Below are 26,946 nucleotides of genomic sequence, written 5' to 3' on the forward strand. Positions count from 1 at the left end.
CCGGTGCCGGGCCGGCCGCCGAGGCCGGCGGCGCTTCGCCCGGCGCGGCGGACTGTGCACCCGGCTGCGTGACCGCGAGGCTCGCGAGCTGGTTGAACTGTGCCTGCAGCAGGTTCCACCAGCCGGACGGATCGAACGCCTGCTGCGCGGCATCGCCGGCGGACGAAGCATCCGCGGCGCCAGCCGCCGCCGCATCCGGCCCGCGCTGGGCATCGGCGCGCGGCGCGGACGCCGCCTGCGCGGCCGCGACAGCAGCCTCTTCAGCCGCCGACATCGAGCTTTGCGCGAATGCGCCGAACGCGCGCAGCGTCGCGAGCGTCGCACGCTGCACCTCGAGCGCCTGGATCGCGGACTGCAGCATTCCGAGATTGAGCTTGAGCCATTGCTCGACCGCGCGCAGATCGGTGATCCGCTTGTCGAGTTCCTCGACGCTCGTGAGCGGCGCCATCATGTCGGACATGCTCGACAGCGACGGCGGCAGCCCCGATGTGGCGCCGGGAAACGACGCCATTGCGCCGCCGAACGGCGACATCCGCATCATGTCCCACATCCGGTCGAGCATGTCGGCAGGCTTGAAACCGGCGAAGCCGGCGAAAGGATTGGAACCGGAAGCATCGGTGGTCATACGGGCATCCTGTTTGACTGGGTGGGCAAGGCGGGCGTCGCGCGGCGCGCAACCGCCTCTGGTTCGATCATAGCGCGCACCAGAACGGCGCGTCAGAACGGTGCATCGCCGTGGAAGTCGGGCGCACGGCGTTCGCGCAGCGAGCGGATGCCCTCCTGCACGTCGGGCCCGGAGAAGCCCATGAATTCGAGCGCCAGCGACGTATCGAAGGTCGGCCCGGCCGAGCGCAGCCAGTTGTTCAGCGCGTACTTGGTCCAGCGGATCGCCGGCTGCGAACCATGCGCGAGCCGCTCGGCGACTTCGTAGGCCTTCGGCAGCAGATCCGCCGGCTCGACCGCGAGCGACACGAGGCCGATGCGCTCGGCTTCCTCGCCGCTCACCGGCTCGCACAGCAGCAGGTAGTACTTCGCCTTCGCCATCCCGCACAACAGCGGCCACACGATCGCGGCGTGATCGCCGGCCGCGACGCCGAGCCGCGTATGGCCGTCGATGATGCGCGCATCCTTCGCGGCGATCGCGATGTCGGCGAGCAGACCGGCGACGAGGCCCGCGCCGACGGCCGGCCCGTGCATCGCCGACACGATCGGCTTGCTGCAGTTGATCACGTTGTAGACGAGATCGCGCGCTTCGCGCCACACGCGGGCGCGCACGTCGAAGTCGTTCGCCATCGCCTCGACGAGCGCGAGATCGCCGCCCGCCGAAAAGCCCTTGCCCTCGCCGCGGATCACCGCGACGCGCGTGTCGGGATCGCGATCGACGTCGCGCCAGATGTCGGCGAGCTCGCGATGCATGCGCTCGTTCGCGGTCGCGAGGCCGCTGCGGTTCGCGCCCTCCCCGCTCATCACGATGTCGAGCACGCCATGATCGCGGCGCGTCACTTTCAGTGCTTCGTAACCGCCGTACGCGGCGAGATCGGCCATGCGCTGCTCCCAGGGTCCTGAAATGCGTGAAATGCGTCGAACGTTTGAAACGTCTGAATCGAGTGTAGCCAAGCCCGCGCGGGCAAACATCGGGCGAAACCCGGCGCGCGGGCCGACGCCGGGTTTCGCATCTGGATCAGGCCGCGCCGTCGGGCGGCGCGACGGACTGCTCGATCGCGCCGAAGATCGACTTGCCGGCCGCATCGAACATCTCGATGCGCACGGTGTCGCCGTAGCGCATGAACTCGGTCTGCGGCGCGCCGTGCTCGATCGTCTCGAGGCAGCGCTTCTCGGCGATGCAGCAGTAGCCGCGCTTCGCATCCTTGTTCGACACCGTGCCCGAGCCGACGATCGAGCCGGCGCGCAGGTTGCGCGTCTTCGCCGCGTGCGCGATCAGCTGGCCGAAGTGGAACACCATGTCGGTGCCGGCGTCGGGCTGGCCGACTTTCTTGCCGTTCCAGTGGACGATCATCGGCCGATGCACGCGGCCTTCGCGCCATTCGTCGCCGAGTTCGTCGGGCGTGACCGCGAGCGGCGCGAACGCGGTGGCGGGCTTGCTCTGGAAGAAGCCGAAGCCCTTCGCGAGTTCGGCAGGAATCAGGTTGCGCAGCGACACGTCGTTTGCGAGCGTGACGAGCCGCACGGCCTTCAGTGCGTCGTCGGGCGATGCGCCCATCCGCACGTCGCCGGTGATCACCGCGACCTCGGCCTCGAAATCGATGCCCCATTCCTCGGACCGACACACGATGTCGTCGCGCGCGCCGAGGAAGTCGTCGCTGCCGCCCTGGTACATCAGCGGATCGGTCCAGAACTCGGGCGGCATCTCGGCGCCGCGCGCGCGGCGCACGAGTTCGACGTGGTTCACGTACGCGGAGCCGTCGGCCCACTGGAACGCGCGCGGCAGCGGCGCCATGCAGTTGGCCGCGTCGAACGCGAACGCATTGCGCGCACGGCCGTGGTTCAGCGCGTCGTACAGATCGCGCAGTTGCGGCGCATAGAACGCCCAGTCGTCGAGGACGCGCTGCAGCGTCGGCGCGATCGCATCGGCGATCGCCGCGGTGTGCAGGTCGCGCGACACGACGATCAGCTGGCCGTCGCGCGTGCCGTCCTTCAGCGATGCAAGTTTCATGGGGTGTCTGCCGTTGTAGTGACGATGGAGGGAATCTATTTTACGATGGTGAATCCGTGCGGCGCGCCACGATCGTGCATGCCGCTTTCGTCCCGACCCTTGCCGCATTTTCGTGCCCCCGTTGCCCATGCCTGCCAGCCCGCTCCCCGACGATGATCTCGCCGACTCCGATACCGACGATGCCGGCTCCGGCGAAGGCGGCGACGGCGGCGAGGGCAGTGAAAAGGTCCGCTCCGGCATCCAGTCGATCGAGGTCGGCTTTCGCCTGCTCGACGTGCTGACGAGCGAGCCGCGCGCGATGATGCTGCGCGACCTCGCGCAGCGGGCAGGCATGAGCCCTGCGAAGGCGCACCGCTATCTGGTGAGCTTCTCGCGGCTCGGCGTCGTGTCGCAGGACCCGGTCTCCGGCCGCTACGAGCTCGGCGGCTTCGCGCTGCAGATGGGGCTTGCACGGCTCGCACGCGTCGACGGCGTGAAGCTCGCGCGGATCGCGCTGACCGAGCTGCGCGACCGCGTCGACCAGACGGTCGGCATCGCGGTGTGGGGCAACCAGGGGCCGACGATCGTGCACTGGATGGAATCGAGCCACCCCGCAAAGGCGTCGCTGAAGCTCGGCGACGTGATGCCGCTGCTCGGCTCCGCGACGGGCCTGCTGTTCGCCGCATACCTGCCGCGCAGCAAGACCGCCGCGATGCTCGAGCGCGAACTCGCCGACACGCGCCGCTCGCCGCATCACGGGGGCCCGCGCACGCTCGAAGAAGTCGATGCGGTGCTCGCCGACGTGCGCGCGCATCAGGCCGCGCGCGTCGAAGGGATGCTGCTGCCGACCATCCACGCGTTCTGCATGCCTGTGTTCGATGCGGTCGGCGAACTCGCGCTCGCCGTCGTCGCGCTCGGCCAGGAAGGTTCGTTCGACATCGCATGGGGCGGCGAGATGGATACGGCGCTGCGCGCATGCGCGCAGAAACTGTCGTACGAACTCGGCTATAGTCCGGACGCGCGCGACGCCTGACACGCGACGCCTGACACGCGACGCCTGACACGCGACGCCTGACACGCGACGCACGACACCCGTGCGAGATCCGCGCGCCGCGGCGCGAACGCGCGGGACATCCGGCGGTCCGATTCGTATGCCGCGCAGCGCACGCGGCGTGCCATGACCGCCCCAACCCTGTTCCGATTCGCCGATGCCGCCTGCCGACACCCGTCCTCGTCACGCCCTGCCCCGCCACTGGCTGCGCTTGGGCGTCGCGCTCGTCGTCGTGCTGGTGCTGCACGCGCTCGCGGCGTTGTGGCTCGCGCGCAGTCGCGAATCCTTCACGCCGCCCGCGCCCGCTGAAGTGCCGGTGCAGATCGAGCTGCTCAAGCCGCAGCCGATCGAGCGCCAGCCCGCGCCGAAGCCGGCGGCGCATCCGGCCGAACCTGCGCCGGCGAAGCGCCCGCCCGCCGCGCCGAAACCCGCACCGGCGCACGAACCCGTCCTCACGTCGACACAAACCGCCGAGCACGGCGAGCCGCCGCCGGCCGCCGCTTCCACTGCGAGTGCTACGGCAGGCACCGCAGGCGCGTCGGGCGCGCAGGCGGCGTCGGCCGGCGGTGCCAGCGGCGCCGCGACGCCGGGGCCCGCCACGCGCGGCGTGAAGTTCTCCGCGCCGCCATCGGGCGACCTGCAGTACGACACGTTCTACAACGGGATGCAGAACATGATCGGCACGATCCACTGGCGCACCGACGGACGATCCTACGATCTGGCGGTGTCGATGCCGGTGCCGTTCGTCGGTCCGTTCGCGTATCGCAGCGAAGGCAGGCTCGACGCATTCGGCATCGCGCCCGACCGCTACGTCGAAAAGCGCGGGCGGCGCCCCGAGGACATCGCGATCTTCAACCGCGAGATCCATCAGGTCGTCTTCACGCGCACGCCGAACAACGCACCGCTGCCCGACGGCGTGCAGGATCGCTTCAGCATGCTGATGCAGCTGTCGGGGCTCGTGCGCGGCAATCCGTCCGCGTACAAGCCGGGCGTCACGCAGCAGTTCTTCGTGATCGACAACAACAGCGGCGAAACCTGGCCGATCACCGTGATCGGCGACGAGGACGTGCAGACCCAGGCCGGTATCGTCAGGGCACGACACTTCATGCGCCTGCCGCGCCGCGATGGCGACACGCGCCGCATCGACATGTGGCTCGCGCCGTCGCTCGGCTGGCTGCCGGCGCGGCTCATGCAAACGGAGCCGAACGGCGCGCAAATCGAGTTGCTGTGGCACGGCACGCTCGCGCCGCCGGGTGTACCCTCTGGGGGTGGCGTGGACGCGGACGCAACGAGCGCGCCCGCGAGCGCGCCGCCGTCGGCCACACCGGCCGCGCAACGTGACGCACAACCCGCGCCGCCGGCCGCCGAGCAACCGCCGGCACCACCGGCTGCAACGCCTGCGTCATCGACGACCGCGCCGTGAACGCGATAAATCGGCAATTTCGACCGATCGAAGCGCGGAGTGGAAATGGCCGATGACATTCTTTAACAACTATTTCAGTAGACCGGACGACAATAAGAAACGTTTGTTAGACATCGGCTTCTAACCGATACACCCCACGCAACGGGAAAACGGGGTGTGCAGCGCAAGCCCCTTGAAACCGGCAAGGCCTGCCCCACCTACGGGACAACAAGGCCAGATGCCACTGCAAAGAGGAGTGCCGCCATGCAAATGATCTACAACAGCCCCAACTACTGCGTCGTCGAATTCGCGCCGCAGGCCGGTCACCATCTGATGAATGCCGGCGGATACGAAATCGTCGACAAGAACGCGCAGCGCGAGATCTTCATCGACGGCGAACTTGCCGAGCGATTCCGCGCACACGTGAAACAGCTGATCGAAGATGAACCGTCACTCGACGAAGTGGACGAGTTCCTCGGACAATTCGACAGCCTGATGATGATGCCGGTCGTCCTGCACTGAAACCCGAGCGGCCCGCCACCGCGCCGGGCCATTCACCGCGCCGCTGGCGCGGTGCCGCGAGCACTCCGATCCAAGCCCCCGTCCGGTTCGCCGGCGGGGGTTTTCGTTTGGCGCGGCCGGCACGCGGCGAAGCCGCGGCGTGGTTGCGCCGCCGCCCCGCATCCGCCACCGCGTGCGCGTGAACGGCATGCGCAACCCGCGTGCCGTGCCGCGCGAGGCCGGGCGGCGCCGCGGCGCACCGGCTACAATGACGGTTTTCCCGTCTTCGTCGGTTCTCCCGCCATGTCTGCGACCTCTCTCGCCGCTTCCGTCCCGCTCGACGCGCGCTACACGCGCGGCGCCGAACTGCCTGCGCTGCTGAAATCGCGCATCCTGATCCTCGACGGCGCGATGGGCACGATGATCCAGCGCTACAAGCTCGACGAGGCCGCGTATCGCGGCGAGCGCTTCAAGGACTTCCCGCGCGACATCAAGGGCAACAACGAGCTGCTGTCGCTCACGCAGCCGCAGATCATCCGCGAGATCCACGACCAGTACTTCGCGGCCGGCGCCGACATCGTCGAAACCAACACGTTCGGCGCGACGACCGTCGCGCAGGCCGACTACGGGATGGAAGACCTCGTCGTCGAGATGAATGTCGAATCGGCGAAGCTCGCGCGCGCATCAGCCGCGAAATACGCGACGCCCGACAAGCCGCGCTTCGTCGCCGGCGCGATCGGGCCGACGCCGAAGACGGCGAGCATCTCGCCGGACGTCAACGACCCGGGCGCGCGCAACGTCACGTTCGACGAATTGCGCACGTCGTACTACCAGCAGGCGAAGGCGCTGCTCGACGGCGGCGTCGACCTGTTCCTCGTCGAGACGATCTTCGACACGCTGAACGCCAAGGCCGCGCTGTTCGCGCTCGACGAGCTGTTCGAGGACACCGGCGAGCGCCTGCCGATCATGATCTCGGGCACCGTCACCGACGCGTCGGGCCGGATCCTGTCGGGCCAGACCGTCGAGGCGTTCTGGAATTCGCTGCGTCACGCGAAGCCGCTCACGTTCGGCCTGAACTGCGCGCTCGGCGCGGCGCTGATGCGCCCGTACATCGCCGAGCTCGCGAAGCTGTGCGACACCTACGTGTCGTGCTACCCGAACGCGGGCCTGCCGAACCCGATGAGCGACACCGGTTTCGACGAAACCCCCGACGTCACGTCGGGCCTGCTGAAGGAATTCGCGCAGGCCGGGCTCGTGAACCTCGCGGGCGGCTGCTGCGGCACGACGCCCGAGCACATCGCCGAGATCGCGAAGGCGCTCGCCGACGTGAAGCCGCGCCGCTGGCCGAACCAGTACAGCGACAACGCCTGACCCGACCGCCCCCGTCCTTCATCCAAAGAATTCGCACCGCCATGACCGATCACATGATGCGCCTTGCCGGCCTCGAGCCGTTCAACGTCACGTCCGGGACGCTCTTCATCAACGTCGGCGAACGCACCAACGTCACCGGCTCGAAGGCGTTCGCACGGATGATCCTCAACGGCCAGTTCGACGAGGCGCTCGCCGTCGCGCGCCAGCAGGTCGAGAACGGCGCGCAGGTGATCGACATCAACATGGACGAGGCGATGCTCGATTCGAAGGCGGCGATGGTGCGCTTCCTGAACCTGATCGCGTCGGAGCCGGACATCGCGCGCGTGCCGATCATGATCGACTCGTCGAAGTGGGACGTGATCGAGGCCGGCCTGAAGTGCGTGCAGGGCAAGGCGATCGTGAACTCGATCTCGCTGAAGGAAGGCGAGGACGCGTTCCGCCACCATGCGAACCTGATCCGCCGCTACGGCGCGGCCGCGGTCGTGATGGCGTTCGACGAAACCGGCCAGGCCGATACCTACGAACGCAAGACCGAGATCTGCAAGCGCTCGTACGACTTCCTCGTGAACGAAGTCGGCTTCCCGCCGGAAGACATCATCTTCGACCCGAACATCTTCGCGGTCGCGACCGGCATCGAGGAGCACAACAACTACGCGGTCGACTTCATCGAGGCGACCCGCTGGATCAAGCAGAACCTGCCGTACGCGAAGGTGAGCGGCGGCGTGTCGAACGTGTCGTTCTCGTTCCGCGGCAACGACCCGGTGCGCGAGGCGATCCACACCGTGTTCCTGTATCACGCGATCCAGGCCGGCATGGACATGGGCATCGTGAACGCGGGCCAGCTCGGCGTGTACGCCGATCTCGACGCGGAGCTGCGCGAGCGCGTCGAGGACGTGATCCTGAACCGCCGCGACGATTCCACCGACCGCCTCCTCGAGATCGCCGACAAGTTCAAGGCGGGCGGCGCGAAGAAGGAAGAAAACCTCGAGTGGCGCAACCAGCCCGTTGAAAAGCGGCTTTCGCATGCGCTCGTGCACGGCATCACGACCTTCATCGTCGAGGATACCGAAGAAGTGCGCGCGAAGATCGCCGCGGCCGGCGGCCGCCCGATCAACGTGATCGAAGGCCCGCTGATGGACGGGATGAACATCGTCGGCGACCTGTTCGGCCAGGGCAAGATGTTCCTGCCGCAGGTCGTGAAGTCGGCGCGCGTGATGAAGCAGGCGGTCGCGCACCTGATCCCGTTCATCGAGGAAGAAAAGCGCCTGCTCGCGGAAGCGGGCGGCGACGTGCGCGCGAAGGGCAAGATCGTGATCGCAACCGTGAAGGGCGACGTGCACGACATCGGCAAGAACATCGTGTCGGTCGTGCTCCAGTGCAACAACTTCGAAGTCGTCAACATGGGCGTGATGGTCCCGTGCAACGAGATCCTCGCGAAGGCGAAGGTCGAGGGCGCGGACATCATCGGGCTGTCGGGCCTCATCACGCCGAGCCTCGAGGAAATGGCGTACGTCGCATCCGAAATGCAGCGCGACGACTACTTCCGCGTGAAGAAGATTCCGCTGCTGATCGGCGGCGCGACGACGTCGCGCGTACACACGGCCGTGAAGATCGCGCCGCACTACGAAGGCCCAGTCGTCTACGTGCCCGATGCGTCGCGCTCGGTGTCGGTCGCGTCGAACCTGCTGTCCGACGAAGGCGCGGCGAAGTATCTCGACGAGCTGAAGTCCGACTACGAACGCATCCGCGACCAGCACGCGAACCGCAAGCAGCAGCCGATGGTCACGCTCGCCGAAGCACGCGCGAACAAGACCAAGGTCGACTGGGCCGGCTACCAGCCGGTGAAGCCGAAGTTCATCGGCCGCCGCGTGTTCAAGAACTACGACCTGAACGAGCTCGCGAACTACATCGACTGGGGCCCGTTCTTCCAGACCTGGGATCTCGCGGGCCCGTACCCGGCGATCCTGAACGACGAGATCGTCGGCGAATCGGCGCGGCGCGTGTTTTCCGATGCGAAGTCGATGCTCGCACGGCTGATCCAGGGCCGCTGGCTGACCGCGAACGGCGTGATCGCGCTGCTGCCGGCCAACACGGTCAACGACGACGACATCGAGATCTACACCGACGAGTCGCGCTCGGAAGTGCTGCTCACGTGGCGCAACCTGCGCCAGCAGAGCGTGCGCCCGGTGGTCGACGGCGTGATGCGGCCGAACCGTTCGCTCGCCGATTTCATCGCGCCGAAGGAGTCGGGCGTCGCCGACTACATCGGGATGTTCGCGGTGACGGCCGGCCTCGGCGTCGACGTGAAGGAAAAGCAGTTCGAAGCCGACCACGACGACTACAGCGCGATCATGCTGAAGGCGCTCGCCGACCGTTTCGCGGAAGCGTTCGCCGAAGCGATGCACGCGCGCGTGCGCCGCGAGCTGTGGGGCTATGCGAGCGGCGAGACGCTCGACAACGACGCGCTGATCGCAGAGAAGTACGCGGGCATCCGCCCGGCGCCCGGCTACCCGGCCTGCCCCGACCACCTCGTGAAGCGCGACATGTTCGCCGCGCTGCATGCCGACGAGATCGGGATGAGCGTGACCGATTCGCTGGCGATGCTGCCGGCCGCGAGCGTGTCGGGCTTCTATCTCGCGCACCCGGACAGCCGGTATTTCTCGGTCGGGAAAATCGGGCAGGATCAGCTCGACGACTACGCGCAGCGGATGCAGCTGTCGCTCGACGACGCGCGCCGCGCGCTCGCGCCGCAGCTCTGATCGATGTGCGGGCGACCGCCCATTTGATCAGACAAAAAGAAAAGCCCGCTCGACAGCGGGCTTTTTTCTGCGGTGCGAACCGGCGCCCCTGCCAGCGGGGGCTCAGAAGCCCCAGTGCACGTCGGCCTGGCCGGCCTTCGCTTCACGCAGCATCATCAGGAACGGCGCGACCCGCTGCGCCAGGTTCGGCGGCAGTTCGTGGTGCGCGTGGTCGGCGTCGTCCTCGTGGAAATGGCCCGCGTGCTCGGCGCGCTCCTGCCTGGCCTGCGCGACCGCCCCTTCCAGCTTCGCGATCGCACCGTCCAGTTCCTCGTGCGTAATGACGCCGCGTTCGCCCAGCTGCTTGCCGACGAGGCTCAGTACGTACACGGCGAAATCCTTCAGCACATCGAGATCCTGTGCCGCCTTGCTCTTGAACGTAATCATGACAATTCCCTTTTCATCTTGTTGTGCCCGCGCGGCGCGGTTGGGGAACGCCGGCAGGCCGGCGTCCGGCCTTCGCGGACGCGGGGCGCCTGATCGGCATATTAGCACCTGTTAAAATTCTGCGATCCCTGAAACGCGCGCCCGAAAAGCGCGCCGGCAGGCCGGCGTTTCCGGCCGCCACCAACGAAGCCTTCTACCAGCATGCTGCCAGCCCACAAACAGACCCTCGAAGCCCTGCTCGCGGATAGCGTCACGCAGGTCGCACACGCGCTGAAAGGCGCCGACGCGGCACACGCCGACGTCGCGTTCGTCGCCCCGACCATCACGCTGGAGCGCCCGAAGGTGGCCGCGCACGGCGACGTCGCGTGCAACGTCGCGATGCAGCTCGCCAAGCCGCTCGGCACGAACCCGCGCCAGCTCGCCGAACGGATCGTCGCCGCGCTCACGGCCCAGCCGGCCGCGCAAGGCCTCGTCGAGGCCGCCGAAATCGCCGGCCCCGGCTTCATCAACCTGCGCCTGACGGCCGCGGCGAAGCAGGCGGTGATCGCCGCCGTGTTCGACCAGGGCCGCGCGTTCGGCACGTCGGACCGCGAAAAGGGCAAGCAAGTGTTGCTCGAATTCGTGTCGGCCAACCCGACCGGCCCGCTGCACGTCGGCCACGGCCGCCAGGCGGCGCTCGGCGACGTGCTCGCGAACGTGATCGCGAGCCAGGGCTACGCGGTGCATCGCGAGTTCTACTACAACGACGCGGGCGTGCAGATCGGCAACCTCGCGATCTCGACGCAGGCGCGCGCGCGCGGCCTGAAGCCGGGCGACGCGGGCTGGCCGGAAGCCGCGTACAACGGCGAATACATCGCCGACATCGCGCGCGACTACCTGAACCGCGAGACGGTCGCCGCGAAGGATGGCGAGCCGGTCACCGGCGCGGGCGACATCGACGATCTCGACGCGATCCGCAAGTTCGCGGTCGCGTACCTGCGTCACGAGCAGGACATGGATCTGCAGGCGTTCGGCGTGAAGTTCGACCAGTACTACCTCGAGTCGTCGCTGTACAGCGAGGGCCGGGTCGAGAAGACGGTCGACGCGCTGATCAAGGCCGGCATGACCTACGAGCAGGACGGCGCGCTGTGGCTGCGCACGACCGACGAAGGCGACGACAAGGATCGCGTGATGCGCAAGTCGGACGGCACGTACACGTACTTCGTGCCGGACGTCGCCTACCATGTGACGAAATGGGAGCGCGGCTTCACGAAGGTGATCAACATCCAGGGTTCGGACCACCACGGCACGATCGCGCGCGTGCGCGCCGGCCTGCAGGGGCTGCACGTCGGCATCCCGAAGGGCTACCCCGACTACGTGCTGCACAAGATGGTCACCGTGATGCGCGACGGCCAGGAAGTGAAGCTGTCGAAGCGGGCGGGCAGCTACGTGACGGTGCGCGACCTGATCGAATGGTCGGGCGGCGCGGTGCCGGGCCAGGAAGCGGCACCGGACCTGATCGACGAGGCGACCATCACGCGCGGCCGTGACGCGGTGCGCTTCTTCCTGATTTCGCGCAAGGCCGATACCGAGTTCGTGTTCGACATCGACCTCGCGCTGAAACAGAACGACGAAAACCCGGTCTACTACGTCCAGTACGCGCATGCGCGGATCTGCTCGGTGCTCAACGAACTGAAGGCGCGCTACAACGTCGACGCATCGCAGCTGCCGGGCGCCGACCTGTCGCAGCTCACGAGCCCGCAGGCCGTGTCGCTGATGCAGAAGCTCGCCGAATATCCGGACATGCTCACGCACGCGGCGAACGAACTGGCGCCGCACGCGGTCGCGTTCTACCTGCGCGATCTCGCTGGTGAATTCCACTCGTTCTACAATGCGGAGCGCGTGCTGGTCGACGACGAAGCGCCGCGCAACGCGCGCGCCGCGCTGCTCGCCGCGACCCGGCAGGTGCTCGAGAACGGTCTGGCGATGCTCGGCGTGTCCGCGCCCGCCAAGATGTAAGGATGCAAGCGGCCCGAACCGGGCAGCGAATGGCCGTGGCAGCGCCCGTTGCAGGATCGCCTGCCACGGGCGCCCGTCGCCGGATGGCCGTCGTCGGATGGCCGCCCCGGCCTTTTCACGATTCTTTTTGCAGGTGACTCAAGCAATGGCACAACCACGCCGAACTTCGAAGCAATCGAAACAAGCCGGAGGGACATTTCTTGGAATCGTGCTGGGCCTGATTGTCGGCCTCGCGATCGCCGTGGTGGTGGCGCTCTACATCACGCGTTCGCCGTCGCCGTTCGTGTCGAAGGTCGCGCCGCCGCCGGCCGACAACGGCGCGAGCCAGCCGCAGCAGTTCGACCCGAACCGCGCGCTGCAGGGCAAGACGCCCGGCCAGCCGGTGCCGCAGGCCGCGCAATCCGCGCCGCCCAATACCGCGCCCGGCCAGGCCGCGAACCAGACCCAGGGCGGCCTGCTGCCCGAACCGCAGATCGTCGAAGTGCCGCCGTCGGGCGATTCGAACGGCACCACCGGCTCGAGCAACACCTCCGCGTCGAACAATCCGTCGTCGGGTAACGGCGTCGCCGTCGCACCGAAGCCGGCCGACAACACGCCGCCGCCGAAGAAGACGCAGCAGGCGGCACGCCCGCAACAGCAACCGCAGCAACAGCAGCAAGCCGGCGAGGACGATCTCGCGCGCTTCGCGGCGCAGAAGCAGGCGCAGCAGGCCGCCGCGCAGAAACAGCAGCAACAGCAGCTGGCGAACAACACGGCGAAGCCAACGTCGTCCGCGACGTCGGCCGCGGCAGCAAAGCCGCCGACCGCGACCGACGCGAACACCGGCTACTTCCTGCAGGTCGGCGCATATAAAACGGAAGGCGACGCCGAGCAGCAGCGTGCGCGCCTGGGCTTCCAGGGTTTCGAGTCGAAGGTGTCGAAGCGCGATGTCAGCGGCGTGACGTATTTCCGCGTGCGCGTCGGCCCGTTCTCGAAATTCGAGGATATGAACTCGGCCCGTCAGCGCTTGTCCGATGCAGGTGTCGACACGGCAGTGATCCGCTTCACGAAGCAGTAAGCAACCGGCCGCGCCCGCGCAGAACCCCGTTACGTTTCGTAACCCGAGCAACTGATTCGACGTTCACAACATGAAAAAACTGCTTAGCACGCTTCTTCTGTCCCTCGGCCTGGCGGCAGCCGGCTTCGCCCAGGCTTCGCCGGCCGCGCCCGTTTCCGGCAAGGACTTCGAAGTGATGAAGTCGCCGCAACCGGTGTCCGCGCCGGCCGGCAAGGTCGAGGTCATCGAGTTCTTCTGGTACGGCTGCCCGCATTGCTACGAATTCGAGCCGACGATCGAAGCCTGGGTGAAGAAGCAAGGCAACAACATCGACTTCAAGCGCGTGCCCGTTGCATTCCGTGACGATTTCATCCCGCACTCGAAGCTGTACTACGCGGTGTCGGCGCTCGGCATCTCCGAGAAGGTCACGCCGGCGATCTTCAACGCGATCCACAAGCAGAAGAACTACCTGCTGACGCCGCAGGCGCAGGCCGACTTCCTCGCGACGCAAGGCGTCGACAAGAAGCAGTTCACGGACGCGTACAACTCGTTCAGCGTGCAGGGCGAGGTGAACCAGTCGGCCAAGCTGCTGAAGGACTACGCGATCGACGGCGTGCCGACGGTCGTCGTCCAGGGCAAGTACAAGACGGGCCCCGCTTACACGAACAGCATCCCGGGTACCGCGCAGGTGCTCGACTTCCTCGTGAAGCAGGTTCAGGACAAGAAGCTCTGATCCCCGCCCGCGCGCCGGCATGACTACTCCGCTGAAGGTCTTCATCACCGGCGCGTCGAGCGGCCTCGGCCTCGCGATGGCCGAGGAATACGCCCGCCAGGGCGCCACGCTCGCCCTCGTCGCGCGCCGCACCGATGCCCTCGATGCGTTCGCGCGACGCTTTCCGAAGCTGTCCATCTCCGTCTATTCCGCCGACGTACGCGACGCCGATGCGCTCGCCACGGCCGCCGCGTCGTTCAGCGCCGCGCACGGCTGCCCCGACGTCGTGATCGCGAACGCGGGCATCAGCCAGGGCGCCGTCACGGGCCAGGGCGATCTCGCGGCGTTCCGCGACGTGATGGACATCAACTACTACGGGATGGTCGCGACGTTCGAGCCGTTCGTCGGCCCGATGACGGCCGCGCGGCACGGAACGCTCGTCGGCGTCGCAAGCGTCGCCGGCGTGCGCGGGCTGCCCGGCTCCGGCGCGTACAGCGCGTCGAAATCGGCGGCCATCAAGTATCTCGAGGCGCTGCGCGTCGAGTTGCGCCCGGCCGGCGTCGGCGTCGTGACGATCGCGCCCGGCTACATCCGCACGCCGATGACCGCACACAACCCGTACCGGATGCCGTTCCTGATGGACGCCGACCGCTTCGCCGCGCGCGCGGCACGGGCGATCGCACGGCAGCATGCGTTTCGCGTGATTCCGTGGCAGATGGGCATCGTCGCGAAGGTGCTGCACGTGCTGCCGCGCTGGCTCTACGATCGCCTGTTCGAAAAGGCACCGCGCAAGCCGAAGGCCGGCGCGCATTGAGGGCGCTGGGTGTCCTGAGTGCCTGAGTGCCTGAGTCCCTGAGTGCCGAGTCCCTGAGTGCCGAGTCCCTGAGTGCCTGAGTGCCCTGAAGGACTGGGTGCCCCGCGTGCCCTCAGCGCGCCGGGCACCCGGTGCGCCGCTGTCGACACCGAGCCGGATTCATCCGCGCCGTCGTGCCACTTTGAAGCAGCGCACTGCCGCACGCAATCGTCACTCGATGATGCTGCGACGGTGGCAATTTCGCCGCCCCCGCGTCGATCCCGCTCGTCTCCACTGATGCCCGCCGCGTTGGCCGAGCGCCCGTCGCTCGCCACCCCGCCGGCGCATCTGCCGCCATCCCGCCGCCCCAACACGCATTCCGCCGTGAACGCAGCCGTTTCTCGGTCAATTCACCGCGTTCCGGCGCCTTTTTTCACGCGTCGCGTGCTTTGACGGTATGCTATTCGCCAGCCGCGCCGGCCCGCTCGCTTCGTGGCCGCGCCCGCATCCCGTCACCCAGCAAAAACACAAGCCACGTGGGAGATCCTATGCACGTCAAGCTATTCGCCGCGGCCGCGGCCGCAGTCGCCGCTGCCCTCGCCGCTCCCGGCCTCGTCGCCGCGAAGCCGCTCACCGTCTGCACCGAATCGAGCCCGGACGGCTTCGACGTCGTGCAATACAACTCGCTCGTGACGACCAACGCATCGGCCGACGTGATCTTCAACACGCTCGTGTCGTACGACGAAGCCGCGAAGAAGGTCGTGCCCGCGCTCGCCGACAAATGGGACGCCAGCGCCGACGGCCTGACGTACACGTTCCACCTGCGCCCGAACGTCGCGTTCCAGACCACCGACTACTTCAAGCCGAGCCGCCCGCTGAACGCCGACGACGTCGTGTTCACGTTCTCGCGGATGCTCGACGATTCGAATCCGTGGCACAAGGTCGCCGGCGCGAGCGGCTTCCCGCACGCGCAGTCGATGGGCCTCGTGAAGCTCGTGAAGTCGGTCACGAAGGTCGACGACAACACGGTGAAGTTCGTGCTGAACGAGCCGAACGCGACGTTCGTACCGATCCTGACGATGGGCTTCGCATCGATCTACTCGTCCGAATACGCCGATCAGTTGCTGAAGGCCGGCAAGCAGGCCGACCTGAACGCGAAGCCGATCGGCACCGGTCCGTTCGTGCTGAAGAGCTACACGAAGGACGCGCTGATCCGCTACGACGTGAACCCGACCTACTGGGGCGCGAAGCCGAAGGTCGACCGGCTGATCTACGCGATCACGCCCGACCCGTCGGTACGCATGCAGAAGGTGAAGGCCGGCGAATGCCAGATCGCGCTGTCGCCGAAGCCGCAGGACGTGCTCGCCGCGAAGGGCGAAAACGCGCTGAAGGTCGTGCAGACGCCCGCGTTCATGACCGCGTTCGTCGCGCTGAACACGCAGAAGAAGCCGCTCGACAACGACAAGGTGCGCGAAGCGCTGAACCTCGCGTTCGATCGCACGACCTATCTGAAGGTCGTGTTCGACAACACCGCGACGCCCGCGAACAACCCGTATCCGCCGAACACGTGGAGCTACGCGAAGGACATCGCGCCGTATCCGTACGATCCCGCGAAGGCGAAGCAGCTGCTCGCGCAGGCGGGCTTCCCGAACGGCTTCTCGACGACGATCTGGACGCGCCCGACCGGCAGCGTGCTGAACCCGAACCCGAAGGCCGGCGCAGAACTGCTGCAGGCCGACCTTGCGAAGATCGGCGTGAAGGCCGAAGTGAAGGTGATCGAATGGGGCGAGCTGATCAAGCAGGCGAAGCTCGGCCAGCATGACATGCTGTTCATGGGCTGGGCCGGCGACAACGGCGATCCGGACAACTATCTGTCGCCGCTGTTCAGCTGCAATGCGGTGAAGTCCGGCATCAACTTCGCGCGCTTCTGCGACGCGCAGCTCGACAAGCTGATCACCGACGGCAAGTCGACGGCCGACCAGGCAAAGCGTGCAAAGCTGTACGAAGCCGCGCAGAAGATCATCCACGACCAGGGGCTGTGGATTCCGCTCGGTTACCCGACGGCGGCTGCGCTGACGCGCCCGAACGTGAGCGGCTATCACGTGAGTCCGTTTGGACGGCAGAACTTCGGCACCGTAAGCGTTCAATAACCGAACCTGTCCGCATTTTTGTGGGCGAGGCGGTTGAACAACAGGTTATCCGCGCGCCTGCGTAAACCGCTCGCCGAACAGGATAGCAAACTGGTTCATCGGTGATTTCCAGTCGAAGGCAGTGCGTACCGTTTTGGCCAGCACATTGCGCAGCGCCAGCCAGAGCAGCTTGATCGCCGCCTCGTCATTCGGGAAGTGGCCGCGCGTCTTGATGATCTTGCGCAGTTGCATATTCAAACTTTCTATGGCGTTCGTAACCGGCATGATATAGCCGGTGCCTCAGGTTTCCGCGCTGAGTGGTTTGAGCGTATGGTGTGACCATCCGGGACAGGGGCACTGGGGAGCACTTCGGGTGGGCAGGCCGTTGTTACACGATGAGCCGCGAGCTCGTGTTAGTAGTTGGCCGCCCCTGCGACCCGCCCGGTTGCGCTGTGAGCGCGAATCCGTAGTTGTCGTGCTGTCCCACCGGCTCCCAACAGTGATCTTGATACGGGAGACGGTTATGCGAATCGTGGGGTTTGATGTTTCGCGCTCCGTGGCCGAGATCGCGTACCTGGAGAATGGCCTGCTGCATGCTGGCGGCCGAACCGGGTTGCGACGCGACGAACTGGAACGCTTTGCCGAGAAGCTGCGTGTCACCGATCATGTGGTGCTCGAGGCAACCGGCAACACTGCCGCCATCGTCAACGTGCTACGCCGGCATGTCGCGTATGTGGCGATTGCGAATCCGCTGCAAGTCCGGCTGATCGCCGAGGCACGCGTCAAGACGGACAAGATCGATGCGGCCGTGCTGGCACAACTGTATGCAAGCGGCTTTCTGCCGGAAGTATGGATGCCGGACGAGCACACGCTGGCGTTGCGTCGGCAGATCTCGCGCCGTTCACAGCTGGTGCGGCAACGCACACGGCTGAAGAACGAGATTCACGCGGTTCTGGCCGCGCATCTGATCGAGCGGTGTCCCGCCACCGATCTGTTTGGCAAGAAGGGGCGTGCGTGGCTCAGCGTTCAACCGCTGCCGCTGGATGAACGACTGGGTGTTGAACAACGACTGCGCGAACTGGACCGCCTCGGCGAGGATTTGCGCGAGGTGGAGCAAGCACTCGCGAGAGCGACCATCGACGACGCGCGATTGCGCGTGATGCTGACGATCACTGGCGTCAACACCACTGTGGCGATCGGGCTGCTTTCGGCCATCGGCGACATCGAGCGGTTTCCGAATCCAGAGAAACTGGTGAGCTACTTCGGGCTCAATCCGTCGGTCTATCAGTCCGGCCCAACACCGGCTAGGCACGGCCATATCACCAAGCGCGGGCGCTCTTACGCACGGGCGATGCTGGTCGAGGCTGCCTGGGGAGCGACGCAGGCGCCTGGACCGCTGCGTGCGTTCTTCCTGCGCGTGCGTGATCGCCGCGGCCAGCAAATTGCCGTCGTCGCGACCGCTCGCAAGCTCGCTGTGATCGTATGGTATGTGCTGACACGCGACGAGCCGTTCGCGTGGGACCGTCCAGCGTTGACCGCACACAAGTTGCGCGCGCTGGAATTGCAGGCTGGAATGCCGGCGCAGCATGGCTCGCACAAAGGTTCGGCCGCCGCCTACAGTCTGAAGAGCGTCCGCCAGCAGGAGCGAGCCGTGGCGGAGCAGTCCGAGCGAACCTATCAGAGACTGTTTAACCGATGGAAGCAGTCGCGCCCCAAATCGGACAGCGCGCCGATACGGTGGCCGGAAGCGCGGACATAGCGAACGAGCGAAGTACGGCGTGGGGGCTTGTGTATTTCATCCGTGGTGTACACGACCCGTCGAATCTCTGGCGGGAACACGTAGAACGGTACGACGTGCTCCCATGCACGCTGCCACGATTGCACGATGGTCGGGTATTTCTCGCCCCAGGGGCCGTCAGCGAAGTCCTGTAAGGCCTGTCTCGCGGCGTCTTCGCTGGCGGCCGCGTAGATCGGGCGCAGTGCTGCGGCGAGTACCTTACGGTCCTTGTAGCTAGCGTACTCGAGACTGTTGCGGATCAGGTGCACGATGCAGGTCTGGACAGTCGTCTTGGGATAGGCAGTGCCGATCGCCTCGGTCAGCCCCTTCAGGCCGTCGACCACGGCGATCAGGATGTCCTGGCAGCCGCGCGTCTTCAGTTCGTTGAACACCTTGAGCCAGAACTTGGCCCCCTCGGTCTGCTCGATCCAGAGGCCCAGCACGTCGCGCTGGCCATCGGCCTGGATACCCAAGGCCAGATACACGGCCTTGTTGCTGACCACGCCGTCATCGCGGATCTTGACCCGCAGTGCGTCGAAGAACACGACCGGATACATCGCCTCGAGTGGGCGGCTCTGCCAGCTCAGCGCCTCGGCCATCACCTCGTCGGTGACTGAGCTGATGAAGTCGGGAGATACCTCAGTGCCGTAGCTCTCGGCCAGAAACGCCTGAATCTCGCGCACGCTCATGCCGAGCGCGTACATCGCAATGATGCGTTCGTCGAAGCCGGTGAAACGACGCTCGTGCTTGGGAATCAGGATCGGCTCGAAGCTGCCGTCACGGTCACGGGGGACTTCGACACGAACCGGGCCGCGATCCGTGATGACCGTCTTGCCGCTGGCGCCATTGCGCTCGTTGGCCTGCCCTACGGGCTTGGCCTGGCCCGGCGGGTAGCCCAGATGCAGATTCATCTCGGCGCCCATCGCCCGTTCGATGACTGCCTTGTTGAACGCCAGCATCAGGTCCTGCACTTCGGCCGGCGTCATCGGCCCCTTGACCAGTTGGTCCAGCAGTTCCTTGGGCAGTTCAGGCAGCGGCCCGCGGGCCGCTGCCTGACGCGCTACAGTTTGCCTTTTCTTCTTCATTGGCATATCCATGACTTTTACCTCTCATGATATGCCCCGCCCACAAAATGACGGATAGGTCCGATGCACCAGACCATCCCGAGCAGCGCGTCAGTCACGAAACGATCTACGCGGCGATTTATACCCATCCTCGCGGCGGCTTGAAGCAAGCCATGATCGAAGCCCTGCGCCAAGAGAAGCCGGTGCGCGGCAACGCGCGCAAGACGTTGGCTCGCAAGAGCTTTGTGCCGGAAGAACTGCGCATCATCCATCGGCCCGAGGCCATTGAAACGCGCCAATGGCCCGGTCATTGGGAAGGCGATTTGATCAAAGGCGCCTTCAATCGCTCCTGCGTCGGCACGCTGGTCGAGCGCAAGACGCGGTTCGTGGTGCTGTGCCGGATGGACGGCTGTACCGCCCGGGACGCGCTGGAAGGATTCACGCGCCAGATGAAGAAGCTCCCGGCCTTTCTGCGTGAGAGCCTGACCTACGATCGTGGATCGGAAATGACCTGTCATGTCGAGTTGGCTCACCGGCTGAATCTTGACATCTGGTTCGCGGATCCCTACGCCCCTTGGCAACGGGGCAGCAACGAAAATACCAACGGCCTACTGCGTCAGTTTCTGCCTAAGGGCGCCGACCTGTCAGGCGTGACCCAAATGCAATTGAACGACATTGCCAAACTGATGAATGGCCGCCCTCGCCAAACCCTCAACTGGAAAACCCCTGAAGAGGCTATGGCGATGGAATTGGCTGCTGTCGGATTGGCTAAACGTTGCACTTGATTCTTGAGACCGCCAGGTCTCATGCTTCTAAGTCGCACACAGATCGAATCCAAATCAAGAACGTGCTCGCCGTGTTGTGCACGTTCGTTACCTTGTTCAGCACCGTCAACGCCGGCCTGCGCAGGTCAGTCCAGTAGCTGAATGCGCGTGCCGTGCCCCGTTGGCCGCCCCCGATCAGAGTTGCTCATGCCTCAGCAAGATAAAGCCGTCTGCCTTTTGAGCAATTATCTCTCGCAAGTCCGCTGAACGCGACGTGTCATTTACATAGAACAAGACCTCATACTCGGGATACGCTATCTCCGCTGGCTCGTCATCAAACGGATCCACATTCAGCTTTAAAACAAAATGCTCGCTCGCAACTTCTCCAAACTTGAAATAGCGGCCTCCATGATAAGAGCTATCATGGACTTCAAACTGAATATCGAATGCGGCCTCTAGAATATTTTTAGCCTTATCCATATCGGCCGACGAGAAGCCGTAAAGATCATAGGTCGCCATACGCTTATTCCCTCAAATTAGGCAATGTGACACTCGGCGCTCGCTGAATAGCTGTAGCTGGCGAGTTGTAGATCATAAAATTGACATCCCGCCCAGCCTGCTGACTTAACTGGTTGGCCAAGTCCCTCAAGCCTAACAACTGCAAGTCTCTCGCCGTAAGCGGCCCCGTACGAGTTCCTCCTGAACGTAAACCGACGCCCAACGTTTCAGCCCGCTTTAGCAACGATTGACTCGCAAGCCCAACGTCGAAATCGCTCACACGACCGACATCAAAGGGTCGGCCTGTTCTGAAGCTCTTGCCGGTTATAGCACTGCCTTGAAGTATGGGTTCAACATCACCATAACCGGCACGACCAAGACCAACGCGCACGGCGTTACCGAATCGGGAGAAGGATTCCAAATTTTCAAAGCCATATGGAACTCCTCTACCACGCCGCACACTCGCCGCCGAAGCAGTACGCGCCCCACCCGGCGCCCACAACGCATCAAGCGGCCCCGCCGCATCCGCCACCGCCACCGCATACCCAGCGTTGCCCGTTGCCTGCATCGCCGCGTTCGCCATCAAGCCGCCCAGCGGCTGGGCGCCCTGCGTTTCCATGAACCGCAGGAACGCCGCATTATCGCCGGCCCGCTGTGCGGCGCGGCCATCCTACGGCACCAGCTTCGGCGTGCCATCGAGTAGTGACAACTTCGGAGCCTTCAGCGCATCCCAGAACACTTGATTCTGCGTCTGAGCTGGCGCCCCCAGAGCAAGGACGTCTTGGCGGCTGCCAACTGTGCCAGGCACAATCCCACCCGCTATCAACACACCCGGCTGCTGCGCATTGAACTGCGCGCGAAACGGCTCGCCCGACAGCGGCGTTTTTTCAAGCGCGGTCGCAATTCCCATGCTCAGACCATACAGCGTCGATGCGCTGCTATAAGTTGTCGGTGTCGTGTTGACTAGACCACCGTATGCGCCATACAGCATTGCTGCATTGCTGTACGTCGACTCCGGCGCTACGAACCCGCTGCCAACACCACCGAGCCCACCCGGCAGAATCTGCCCGCCGACCGCTGCGATCGCGTCCCGCGTATGCCGCGTTGTCGAGTCGACGGATGCGGCTTGGACGTTGTTGACCACCATATTGCCAACGGTGCTGGCCACCGCGTCCGCCGCGATTGCCCCGAAGTTACGCGAGAGGCTACCACCGCGTACCACTGTACTCGCTACGCCCGCACTCAGGCCACCCGACACACCGCTCACGAACTTGCTTACGTCTGCGCTATACCCCGCGCCAATCGCAGCCGATCCAGCAGCCAGTCCTGCGCCGTAGCCCGCCCCCGACGCGATCGCGCTGGCCGCCACGCCCTTCCAGTCGAAACTATGCTGCAATCCCGTCGCCACGCCAATGCCTTGCGTCACTACCGACCGTGCCGCGCCTTGTGCGATCGCCGACGGCACCGAGTTCGCCGCACCCAGCGCGCTGCCCATCCCCGCTGTCACGCCTGCACCCACTGCGCTCAGCGCCAGGCCTTTCCAATCCAGCCCGCGCTGTGCGCCGCCAGCTATCATCACCAACTGGCCTGCCAGCGCACCCGCGGTTCCCGCCGCAATACCGGTGCCGACAGCCGCCATGCTGATGCCCGTAGCAGCAGCGCTCGCCGCCGCACTCGCGCCAGCCGCAGCGGCCGTCCCTGCTGCCGCGCCACCGCCTGCTGCTGCGCCACCCGCAGCACCGGCCGCCATCGGCCCCGTGACCGGCGTCGACGTGCCAAGCGTCACCGCCGTCACCATCACCGCCACCACAATCGCAATCACCGGCAGGAACCCGCCGCAGCCCCCGCCCCGACCCGGCGGCGGCGGCGGATCCGGCAACGTCGGCTGCGTATTCCCGATCGCCTTGCCCGGGTCATACGGCTTGAACGTGCTCGCCGTGTTGTGCACGTTCGTTACCTTGTTCGGCACCGTCAGCAGCCGCCCTGCCTTCAGCTCGTCCGTGCTCTTCAGCCCGTTCGCGTCCGCCAGCACGTACCACAGCGTCTCGTCACCCCACAACGCCGATGCGATCGACTTCAACGAATCGCCGTCCCGCACCGTCCACACTCCTGGACTCGTGCCCGGGTACACCCCGTTGATCGTCATGAAGCTTTCGTCGAAATCCGCCGTCCCCACCGGCGTGAATACCTTGAACTGACTATCGTTCCCTTTCTGCAGCTTGCCGGCCAGCTCCTTCACGTAGTCAATCTGATCAATGCCGTCGTTGCCCTGATTCCCGACCCGGTTGCCGTTCAGGTAGTAGTAGTTGTGCTTGCGATCCCCCGCCGCCCCGACGATTCTCCCGTTGCCATCTACCCGCACGTTGACCAGTTCGTCTCGCCGCTGTACCTGCCCTCTCAGGTCCGTCCAGTACGTAAAGGCTCGTCCGTTGCCCGGCTGGTTTCCGCCGTCGTCGTACGTCAATTTCAGGTTGCCATTGACGTCGTAGTTGAACCACGACGATGCCGGCCGCCATCCCGGCGCATTCGGATTCGTGCCTTGCGCCGTGATCTTCGATTGCTTCGCGCTGTCCCACCACTCGTATTCGTACACGAATGAGCTGCGGGTACCCTTCGCGTCGTCCGGCTTCACGTCGACCCTCGCGAGCGTGCCGTCCGCCATCCGCGTATAAGTCGTCGCATTGCCCGCCACCCGGTCCCGCTCCGACAGCAGGATGCTGTCCGCATCCCATGAGCGCGTGACGTCCGACACGACCTGCCCGTTGTCCGGACGTCGCTCCACCACCCGGATGGCCCGCCCCAGCAGGTCATTGGTACGCGCCTGCGCCACCACGCCGTTGATGGACTGCGTCTCCAGATAGCCGTTTGCATCGTACGTGTACTGCTCGGTGCGCCGTGATGGCCGGATCCGGAATTCGGCAATTGCGCGCGTCCACGGCAGCCGTCACGAACGACGAACATCGCGCTATTGCCAACGACTGGCTGCGTCGCGTGATCAATGGAATCCGCGTTATGCACCTCAATGACGACGAGCGCCGGCGCATCGCGAGAGAGCTCTTCTGCATCAAGCGCACAAACGACAACGCCCGCTTACGCGGGCGTACGCGCTCGTTATATACGACGAACCCGTCTAATGTTTCGCCGTCGGAAGACAGTCAAACTGGCCGCTGAAGTCCACGAACGGTTCCTCGTTGATCGAAGAAGTATACGTCAATGGGAACAATGATTCGAATGTCTGGCCAGACCCACGCGACTGCACCTGGAGGAACGCATTCAGTTGTTTAGCAGAGAGATCCGGTAGATTCATGTTGACATGGAATACCCGGCCTCCCCCAAACAAACCGAAGGAGAAGACCCGCTCAATACCGACAACGTAACCAGCGAACGATTGACCGTCTGGTGTTCTGAAGTTCGCACGAATAGACAAAGCGCGCTCCGATTCAGGAAGTTGGTCAGCGCTCTTTACCGGATGATAAAGATCATCTTCATCGTCGTAACGCCAAATCGGCCAAGCCGCGAAATCTTGCGGAGCAAGCACGTCTTTTGCATCAGTATCCAAGTTGGACCCCCTTAATCAATCCCGAATCCCTAAGCAACAGTTGGGCCGGTGTTCGCGCAGAACTCGGAGCAATAACGATATTCTTCCCGACTCCTCCAATCGGATCAAATCGATCGAAGAAACGTGCGGCCACGGCCGGGTTATCTAAGGTCACAATCTCGATCGGAACGTCCCTCACCCCAGCCAAGTTGAACGCAACGAGGCGACGATTGTCGATTGAGAATGGAAGGCCATCATGCATCACAACCTGAAGTGGATTGCCGACTTGGTCTGCGATGACCTTGCCAGACCGGAGGTCTGAAACCAGACTGTCGATCGTGCCATCCTTCGAGAAGAATGGACTGGCATCTGACTGCGTAAACCGAATCTGAGCCGGATCTGCACGATAGAAACCGGGAGCGACATCGCCAGTCGACAGATCAACCAAGCCAGCTCTGCTTATCCCCGATGACCCTGCTTCTACGACATTCAGCTGCATACCGCTACGCGTCATGTAGCTGTTCGTCGCGCGGCTAATCGTCGGCCCGAAGGTCTCAACTGCCACAGGCGCTGCCAAGCCGATTCCTCTCAGCGCTGCACCGGCCGTCGGTGCCGCTCCGGCAGCCATACCCAATTCAGTCAGCGCGGCTCCACCGTAGCTCCCATCCGAAACCTGCCGCGCAAAGGCACTGCGCCAACCGCCCGTCGCCCCGCTTGCTGCGGAGTACACGTCTCGATATTGATTGCCAAGTTCGATCAGCGGATCGGCGATAAACTCGCCCACCGCTCGAACCCCCGCCCCGATCTTTTCCGACAACGGTGCCGGCGTCTCGAACACGCTACGGCGAACACCTGCGAGCCCACGCCAGAATCCGCCGTCCGTTTCCGTCAGCACCGGAATCGATTTGAGCGGCGGCCCTCCCGGAATCTCGACAGCCGGAACATACGGCGTCGGCACCGGATACGCTACCGCACTCGTCGGCCCATTCGAATCAGTGATCGATGCGCTGCTCGATGACCCCATCAAGCGCAGCGCCTGCTCCCTCGACAGCCCAAGGCTCGCTGCGGTCGAATCGAACGAACTGCTTGCCGGCTGCAATCGAGCATTGGCTGACCACGCGAACTGCTTGGTTGAATCGACAGGATACGCGCCTTGCACCATCGCATCGACGTCACCGCCGACACCATACAGCGAGCTTGCGCTCGCCGTAGGACGGTTCGCCATTTGCTCAGAAACCATATTGCCAATCGTGCTCGCGACAGCATCAGCCGCGATTGCCCCCAAGTTACGCGAGAGGCTACCACCGCGTACCACTGTACTCGCTACGCCCGCGCTCAGGCCACCCGACACACCGCTCACGAACTTGCTTACGTCTGCGCCATACCCCGCGCCAATCGCAGCCGATCCGGCAGCCAGTCCTGCCCCGTAGCCCGCCTCCGACGCGATCGCGCTGGCCGCCACGCCCTTCCAGTCGAAACTATGCTGCAATCCCGTCGCCACGCCAATGCCTTGCGTCACTACCGATCGTGCCGCGCCTTGCGCGATCGCTGACGGTACTGAGTTCGGCGCACCCAGCGCGCTGCCCAGCCCCGCTGTCACGCCTCCCCACTGCGCTCAGAGCCAGGCCTTTCCAATCCAGTCCGCGCTGTGCGCCGCCAGCTATCATCACCATCTGGCCTGCCAGCGCACCTGCGGCTCCCGCTGCCAACGGTGGTGGGCACCGCGTCCGCGACGATTGCACCGAAGTTAGCGCCCTACAATGCGCGACAATCGCCACTACTCGGCAAGCGGCAACTAGATGCCCTGGCCCACTACGACAGCGCACACTTCAACATCGCCCGCCTGAGCGAGCTGCTAGCCACTATCGATGCCGCCAAGCGCGCCGGCGTCAAGCATCAGGCGGTCGTCGACTCCCTGAACCGCCACGGCTTCGCCCTCTCCGCCAAATCCTTCGAGATGATGCTGTATCCGATACGAAAGGAATCCCAATCATGAGCCGTGGCAGATACGGGGCGGTTTCAAGAGTGAAGTGCAACACCTCGCGGGTTACTGAACAGGAACTCGGTCCGTGGGGTTAGCCAGAACCTGAGCGAGGATTTGCAGAGGCGTGTGCCAGTTCAGCGTGGCGCGCGGTCGCGTGTTGAGGTTGTCAGCAATCTCGTCGAGGTCCTCTTGAGAGTAGACGGACAGATCGGTGCCCTTGGGCAAGTACTGGCGCAGCAGCCCGTTGGTGTTTTCGCACGTGCCGCGCTGCCAAGGGCTGTGCGGGTCACAGAAGTAGACACGCACGTTGGTCGCGGCCGTCAGTTCGGCATGTCGCGCCATTTCGCGACCTTGATCGTAGGTCAGCGTTTGACGCAGCGGCTCGACGAGCGATTGCAGTTTGGTCGTGAAGGCAGCGAGCGCCGATGCAGCAGTCGCATCGGGCATCTTGGCCAGCAGCACGGCGCGGCTCATGCGTTCGACGAGCACG

At 65.0% G+C, this 26,946-nt stretch carries 22 protein-coding genes and 3 pseudogenes; 13 read left to right on the forward strand and 12 right to left on the reverse strand.

Going from position 1 to position 26,946, the window contains the following annotated elements:
* From O1Q03_RS36810 to O1Q03_RS36820, 3 genes are all read right to left on the reverse strand, one after another.
* Positions 1-625 (reverse strand): PhaM family polyhydroxyalkanoate granule multifunctional regulatory protein (locus O1Q03_RS36810; protein WP_269510438.1); only part of this gene is annotated, 625 nt, incomplete at its 3' end.
* A 92-nt stretch (positions 626-717) separates the two neighbouring features.
* Complete coding sequence (locus tag O1Q03_RS36815) at positions 718-1,545, reverse strand: enoyl-CoA hydratase/isomerase family protein (protein WP_269510440.1); 828 nt, start codon at positions 1,543-1,545, stop codon at positions 718-720.
* 136 nt (positions 1,546-1,681) lie between these two features.
* The gene (locus tag O1Q03_RS36820) at positions 1,682-2,674 is read right to left on the reverse strand and encodes a fumarylacetoacetate hydrolase family protein (RefSeq protein ID WP_269510443.1); all 993 of its coding nucleotides are present in this window, start codon (positions 2,672-2,674) and stop codon (positions 1,682-1,684) included.
* Positions 2,675-2,801: 127 nt separating this feature from the next.
* Here O1Q03_RS36820 and O1Q03_RS36825 point away from each other — a divergent pair, with 127 nt between their 5' ends.
* The 5 genes from O1Q03_RS36825 (at position 2,802) to metH (ending at position 9,737) form a co-directional block, all read left to right on the forward strand.
* Positions 2,802-3,686, forward strand: a complete 885-nt coding sequence (locus O1Q03_RS36825; RefSeq protein WP_269510445.1) for an IclR family transcriptional regulator — start codon at positions 2,802-2,804, stop codon at positions 3,684-3,686.
* A gap of 175 nt (positions 3,687-3,861) precedes the next feature.
* On the forward strand, positions 3,862-5,127 hold the full coding sequence (locus O1Q03_RS36830; RefSeq protein ID WP_269510447.1) for a DUF3108 domain-containing protein: 1,266 nt from the start codon (positions 3,862-3,864) through the stop codon (positions 5,125-5,127).
* A gap of 243 nt (positions 5,128-5,370) precedes the next feature.
* On the forward strand, positions 5,371-5,628 hold the full coding sequence (locus tag O1Q03_RS36835) for a BTH_I0359 family protein (RefSeq protein WP_006477667.1): 258 nt from the start codon (positions 5,371-5,373) through the stop codon (positions 5,626-5,628).
* A gap of 282 nt (positions 5,629-5,910) precedes the next feature.
* The gene (locus O1Q03_RS36840; RefSeq protein WP_269510449.1) at positions 5,911-6,978 is read left to right on the forward strand and encodes a homocysteine S-methyltransferase family protein; all 1,068 of its coding nucleotides are present in this window, start codon (positions 5,911-5,913) and stop codon (positions 6,976-6,978) included.
* 41 nt (positions 6,979-7,019) lie between these two features.
* Complete coding sequence (gene metH, locus O1Q03_RS36845) at positions 7,020-9,737, forward strand: methionine synthase (RefSeq protein ID WP_269510450.1); 2,718 nt, start codon at positions 7,020-7,022, stop codon at positions 9,735-9,737.
* 102 nt (positions 9,738-9,839) lie between these two features.
* On the opposite strand, the gene O1Q03_RS36850 is transcribed toward metH, so the two are convergent.
* Entirely contained in the window at positions 9,840-10,163 is a 324-nt protein-coding gene (locus O1Q03_RS36850) for a DUF1840 domain-containing protein (RefSeq protein WP_269510453.1), read from the reverse strand.
* 201 nt (positions 10,164-10,364) lie between these two features.
* Between O1Q03_RS36850 and argS the strand changes: the two genes are divergently transcribed.
* From argS to O1Q03_RS36875, 5 genes are all read left to right on the forward strand, one after another.
* Positions 10,365-12,161, forward strand: coding sequence for an arginine--tRNA ligase (gene argS / locus O1Q03_RS36855; protein WP_269510454.1), 1,797 nt, complete (start codon positions 10,365-10,367; stop codon positions 12,159-12,161).
* 145 nt (positions 12,162-12,306) lie between these two features.
* Positions 12,307-13,218 (forward strand): SPOR domain-containing protein, encoded by a 912-nt coding sequence (locus O1Q03_RS36860; protein ID WP_269510456.1) that lies wholly within the window; start codon positions 12,307-12,309, stop codon positions 13,216-13,218.
* A gap of 70 nt (positions 13,219-13,288) precedes the next feature.
* The gene (locus O1Q03_RS36865) at positions 13,289-13,930 is read left to right on the forward strand and encodes a thiol:disulfide interchange protein DsbA/DsbL (RefSeq protein WP_269510458.1); all 642 of its coding nucleotides are present in this window, start codon (positions 13,289-13,291) and stop codon (positions 13,928-13,930) included.
* Positions 13,931-13,949: 19 nt separating this feature from the next.
* Complete coding sequence (locus tag O1Q03_RS36870) at positions 13,950-14,723, forward strand: SDR family oxidoreductase (protein ID WP_269510460.1); 774 nt, start codon at positions 13,950-13,952, stop codon at positions 14,721-14,723.
* Between the two features lie 527 nt (positions 14,724-15,250).
* Positions 15,251-16,852, forward strand: coding sequence for an ABC transporter substrate-binding protein (locus O1Q03_RS36875; RefSeq protein WP_269510462.1), 1,602 nt, complete (start codon positions 15,251-15,253; stop codon positions 16,850-16,852).
* 45 nt (positions 16,853-16,897) lie between these two features.
* Here the strand turns inward: O1Q03_RS36875 and O1Q03_RS36880 are convergent.
* A pseudogene (locus O1Q03_RS36880) lies at positions 16,898-17,119 on the reverse strand (transposase); the annotation flags it as partial.
* 235 nt (positions 17,120-17,354) lie between these two features.
* Between O1Q03_RS36880 and O1Q03_RS36885 the strand changes: the two are divergent.
* The gene (locus O1Q03_RS36885) at positions 17,355-18,590 is read left to right on the forward strand and encodes an IS110 family transposase (RefSeq protein ID WP_269510464.1); all 1,236 of its coding nucleotides are present in this window, start codon (positions 17,355-17,357) and stop codon (positions 18,588-18,590) included.
* Here O1Q03_RS36885 and O1Q03_RS36890 read toward each other — a convergent pair.
* Positions 18,569-19,699 (reverse strand): annotated as a pseudogene (locus tag O1Q03_RS36890) (IS256 family transposase); the annotation flags it as partial. The gene O1Q03_RS36885 and the pseudogene O1Q03_RS36890 sit on opposite strands and share 22 nt — an antisense overlap.
* Before the next feature lie 62 nt (positions 19,700-19,761).
* On the opposite strand from O1Q03_RS36890, the pseudogene O1Q03_RS36895 reads away from it, so the two are divergent.
* Positions 19,762-20,457 (forward strand): annotated as a pseudogene (locus O1Q03_RS36895) (IS30 family transposase); the annotation flags it as partial.
* Positions 20,458-20,631: 174 nt separating this feature from the next.
* Here the strand turns inward: O1Q03_RS36895 and O1Q03_RS36900 are convergent.
* From O1Q03_RS36900 to O1Q03_RS36920, 5 genes are all read right to left on the reverse strand, one after another.
* A complete protein-coding gene (locus tag O1Q03_RS36900; RefSeq protein WP_269510470.1) occupies positions 20,632-20,955 on the reverse strand; it encodes a hypothetical protein in 324 nt (107 codons plus the stop codon).
* Positions 20,956-20,959: 4 nt separating this feature from the next.
* The gene (locus tag O1Q03_RS36905; RefSeq protein WP_269510472.1) at positions 20,960-21,553 is read right to left on the reverse strand and encodes a hypothetical protein; all 594 of its coding nucleotides are present in this window, start codon (positions 21,551-21,553) and stop codon (positions 20,960-20,962) included.
* A 51-nt stretch (positions 21,554-21,604) separates the two neighbouring features.
* Positions 21,605-23,767, reverse strand: coding sequence for a LysM peptidoglycan-binding domain-containing protein (locus O1Q03_RS36910; RefSeq protein WP_269510474.1), 2,163 nt, complete (start codon positions 23,765-23,767; stop codon positions 21,605-21,607).
* A 297-nt stretch (positions 23,768-24,064) separates the two neighbouring features.
* A complete protein-coding gene (locus tag O1Q03_RS36915; protein WP_269510476.1) occupies positions 24,065-24,493 on the reverse strand; it encodes a hypothetical protein in 429 nt (142 codons plus the stop codon).
* Positions 24,483-25,991, reverse strand: coding sequence for a hypothetical protein (locus O1Q03_RS36920; protein ID WP_269510479.1), 1,509 nt, complete (start codon positions 25,989-25,991; stop codon positions 24,483-24,485). The genes O1Q03_RS36915 and O1Q03_RS36920 overlap by 11 nt, the downstream gene beginning before the upstream one ends.
* A 195-nt stretch (positions 25,992-26,186) precedes the next feature.
* On the opposite strand from O1Q03_RS36920, the gene O1Q03_RS36925 reads away from it, so the two are divergent.
* The gene (locus tag O1Q03_RS36925) at positions 26,187-26,468 is read left to right on the forward strand and encodes a hypothetical protein (protein ID WP_269510480.1); all 282 of its coding nucleotides are present in this window, start codon (positions 26,187-26,189) and stop codon (positions 26,466-26,468) included.
* Positions 26,469-26,519: 51 nt separating this feature from the next.
* Here the strand turns inward: O1Q03_RS36925 and O1Q03_RS36930 are convergent.
* A partial coding sequence (locus O1Q03_RS36930) for an IS30 family transposase (protein ID WP_269506325.1) occupies positions 26,520-26,946 on the reverse strand: 427 nt, incomplete at its 5' end.

Origin of the sequence: Burkholderia sp. IMCC1007 (assembly GCF_027257875.1) — a bacterium.
Classification (GTDB): Bacteria; Pseudomonadota; Gammaproteobacteria; order Burkholderiales; family Burkholderiaceae; genus Burkholderia.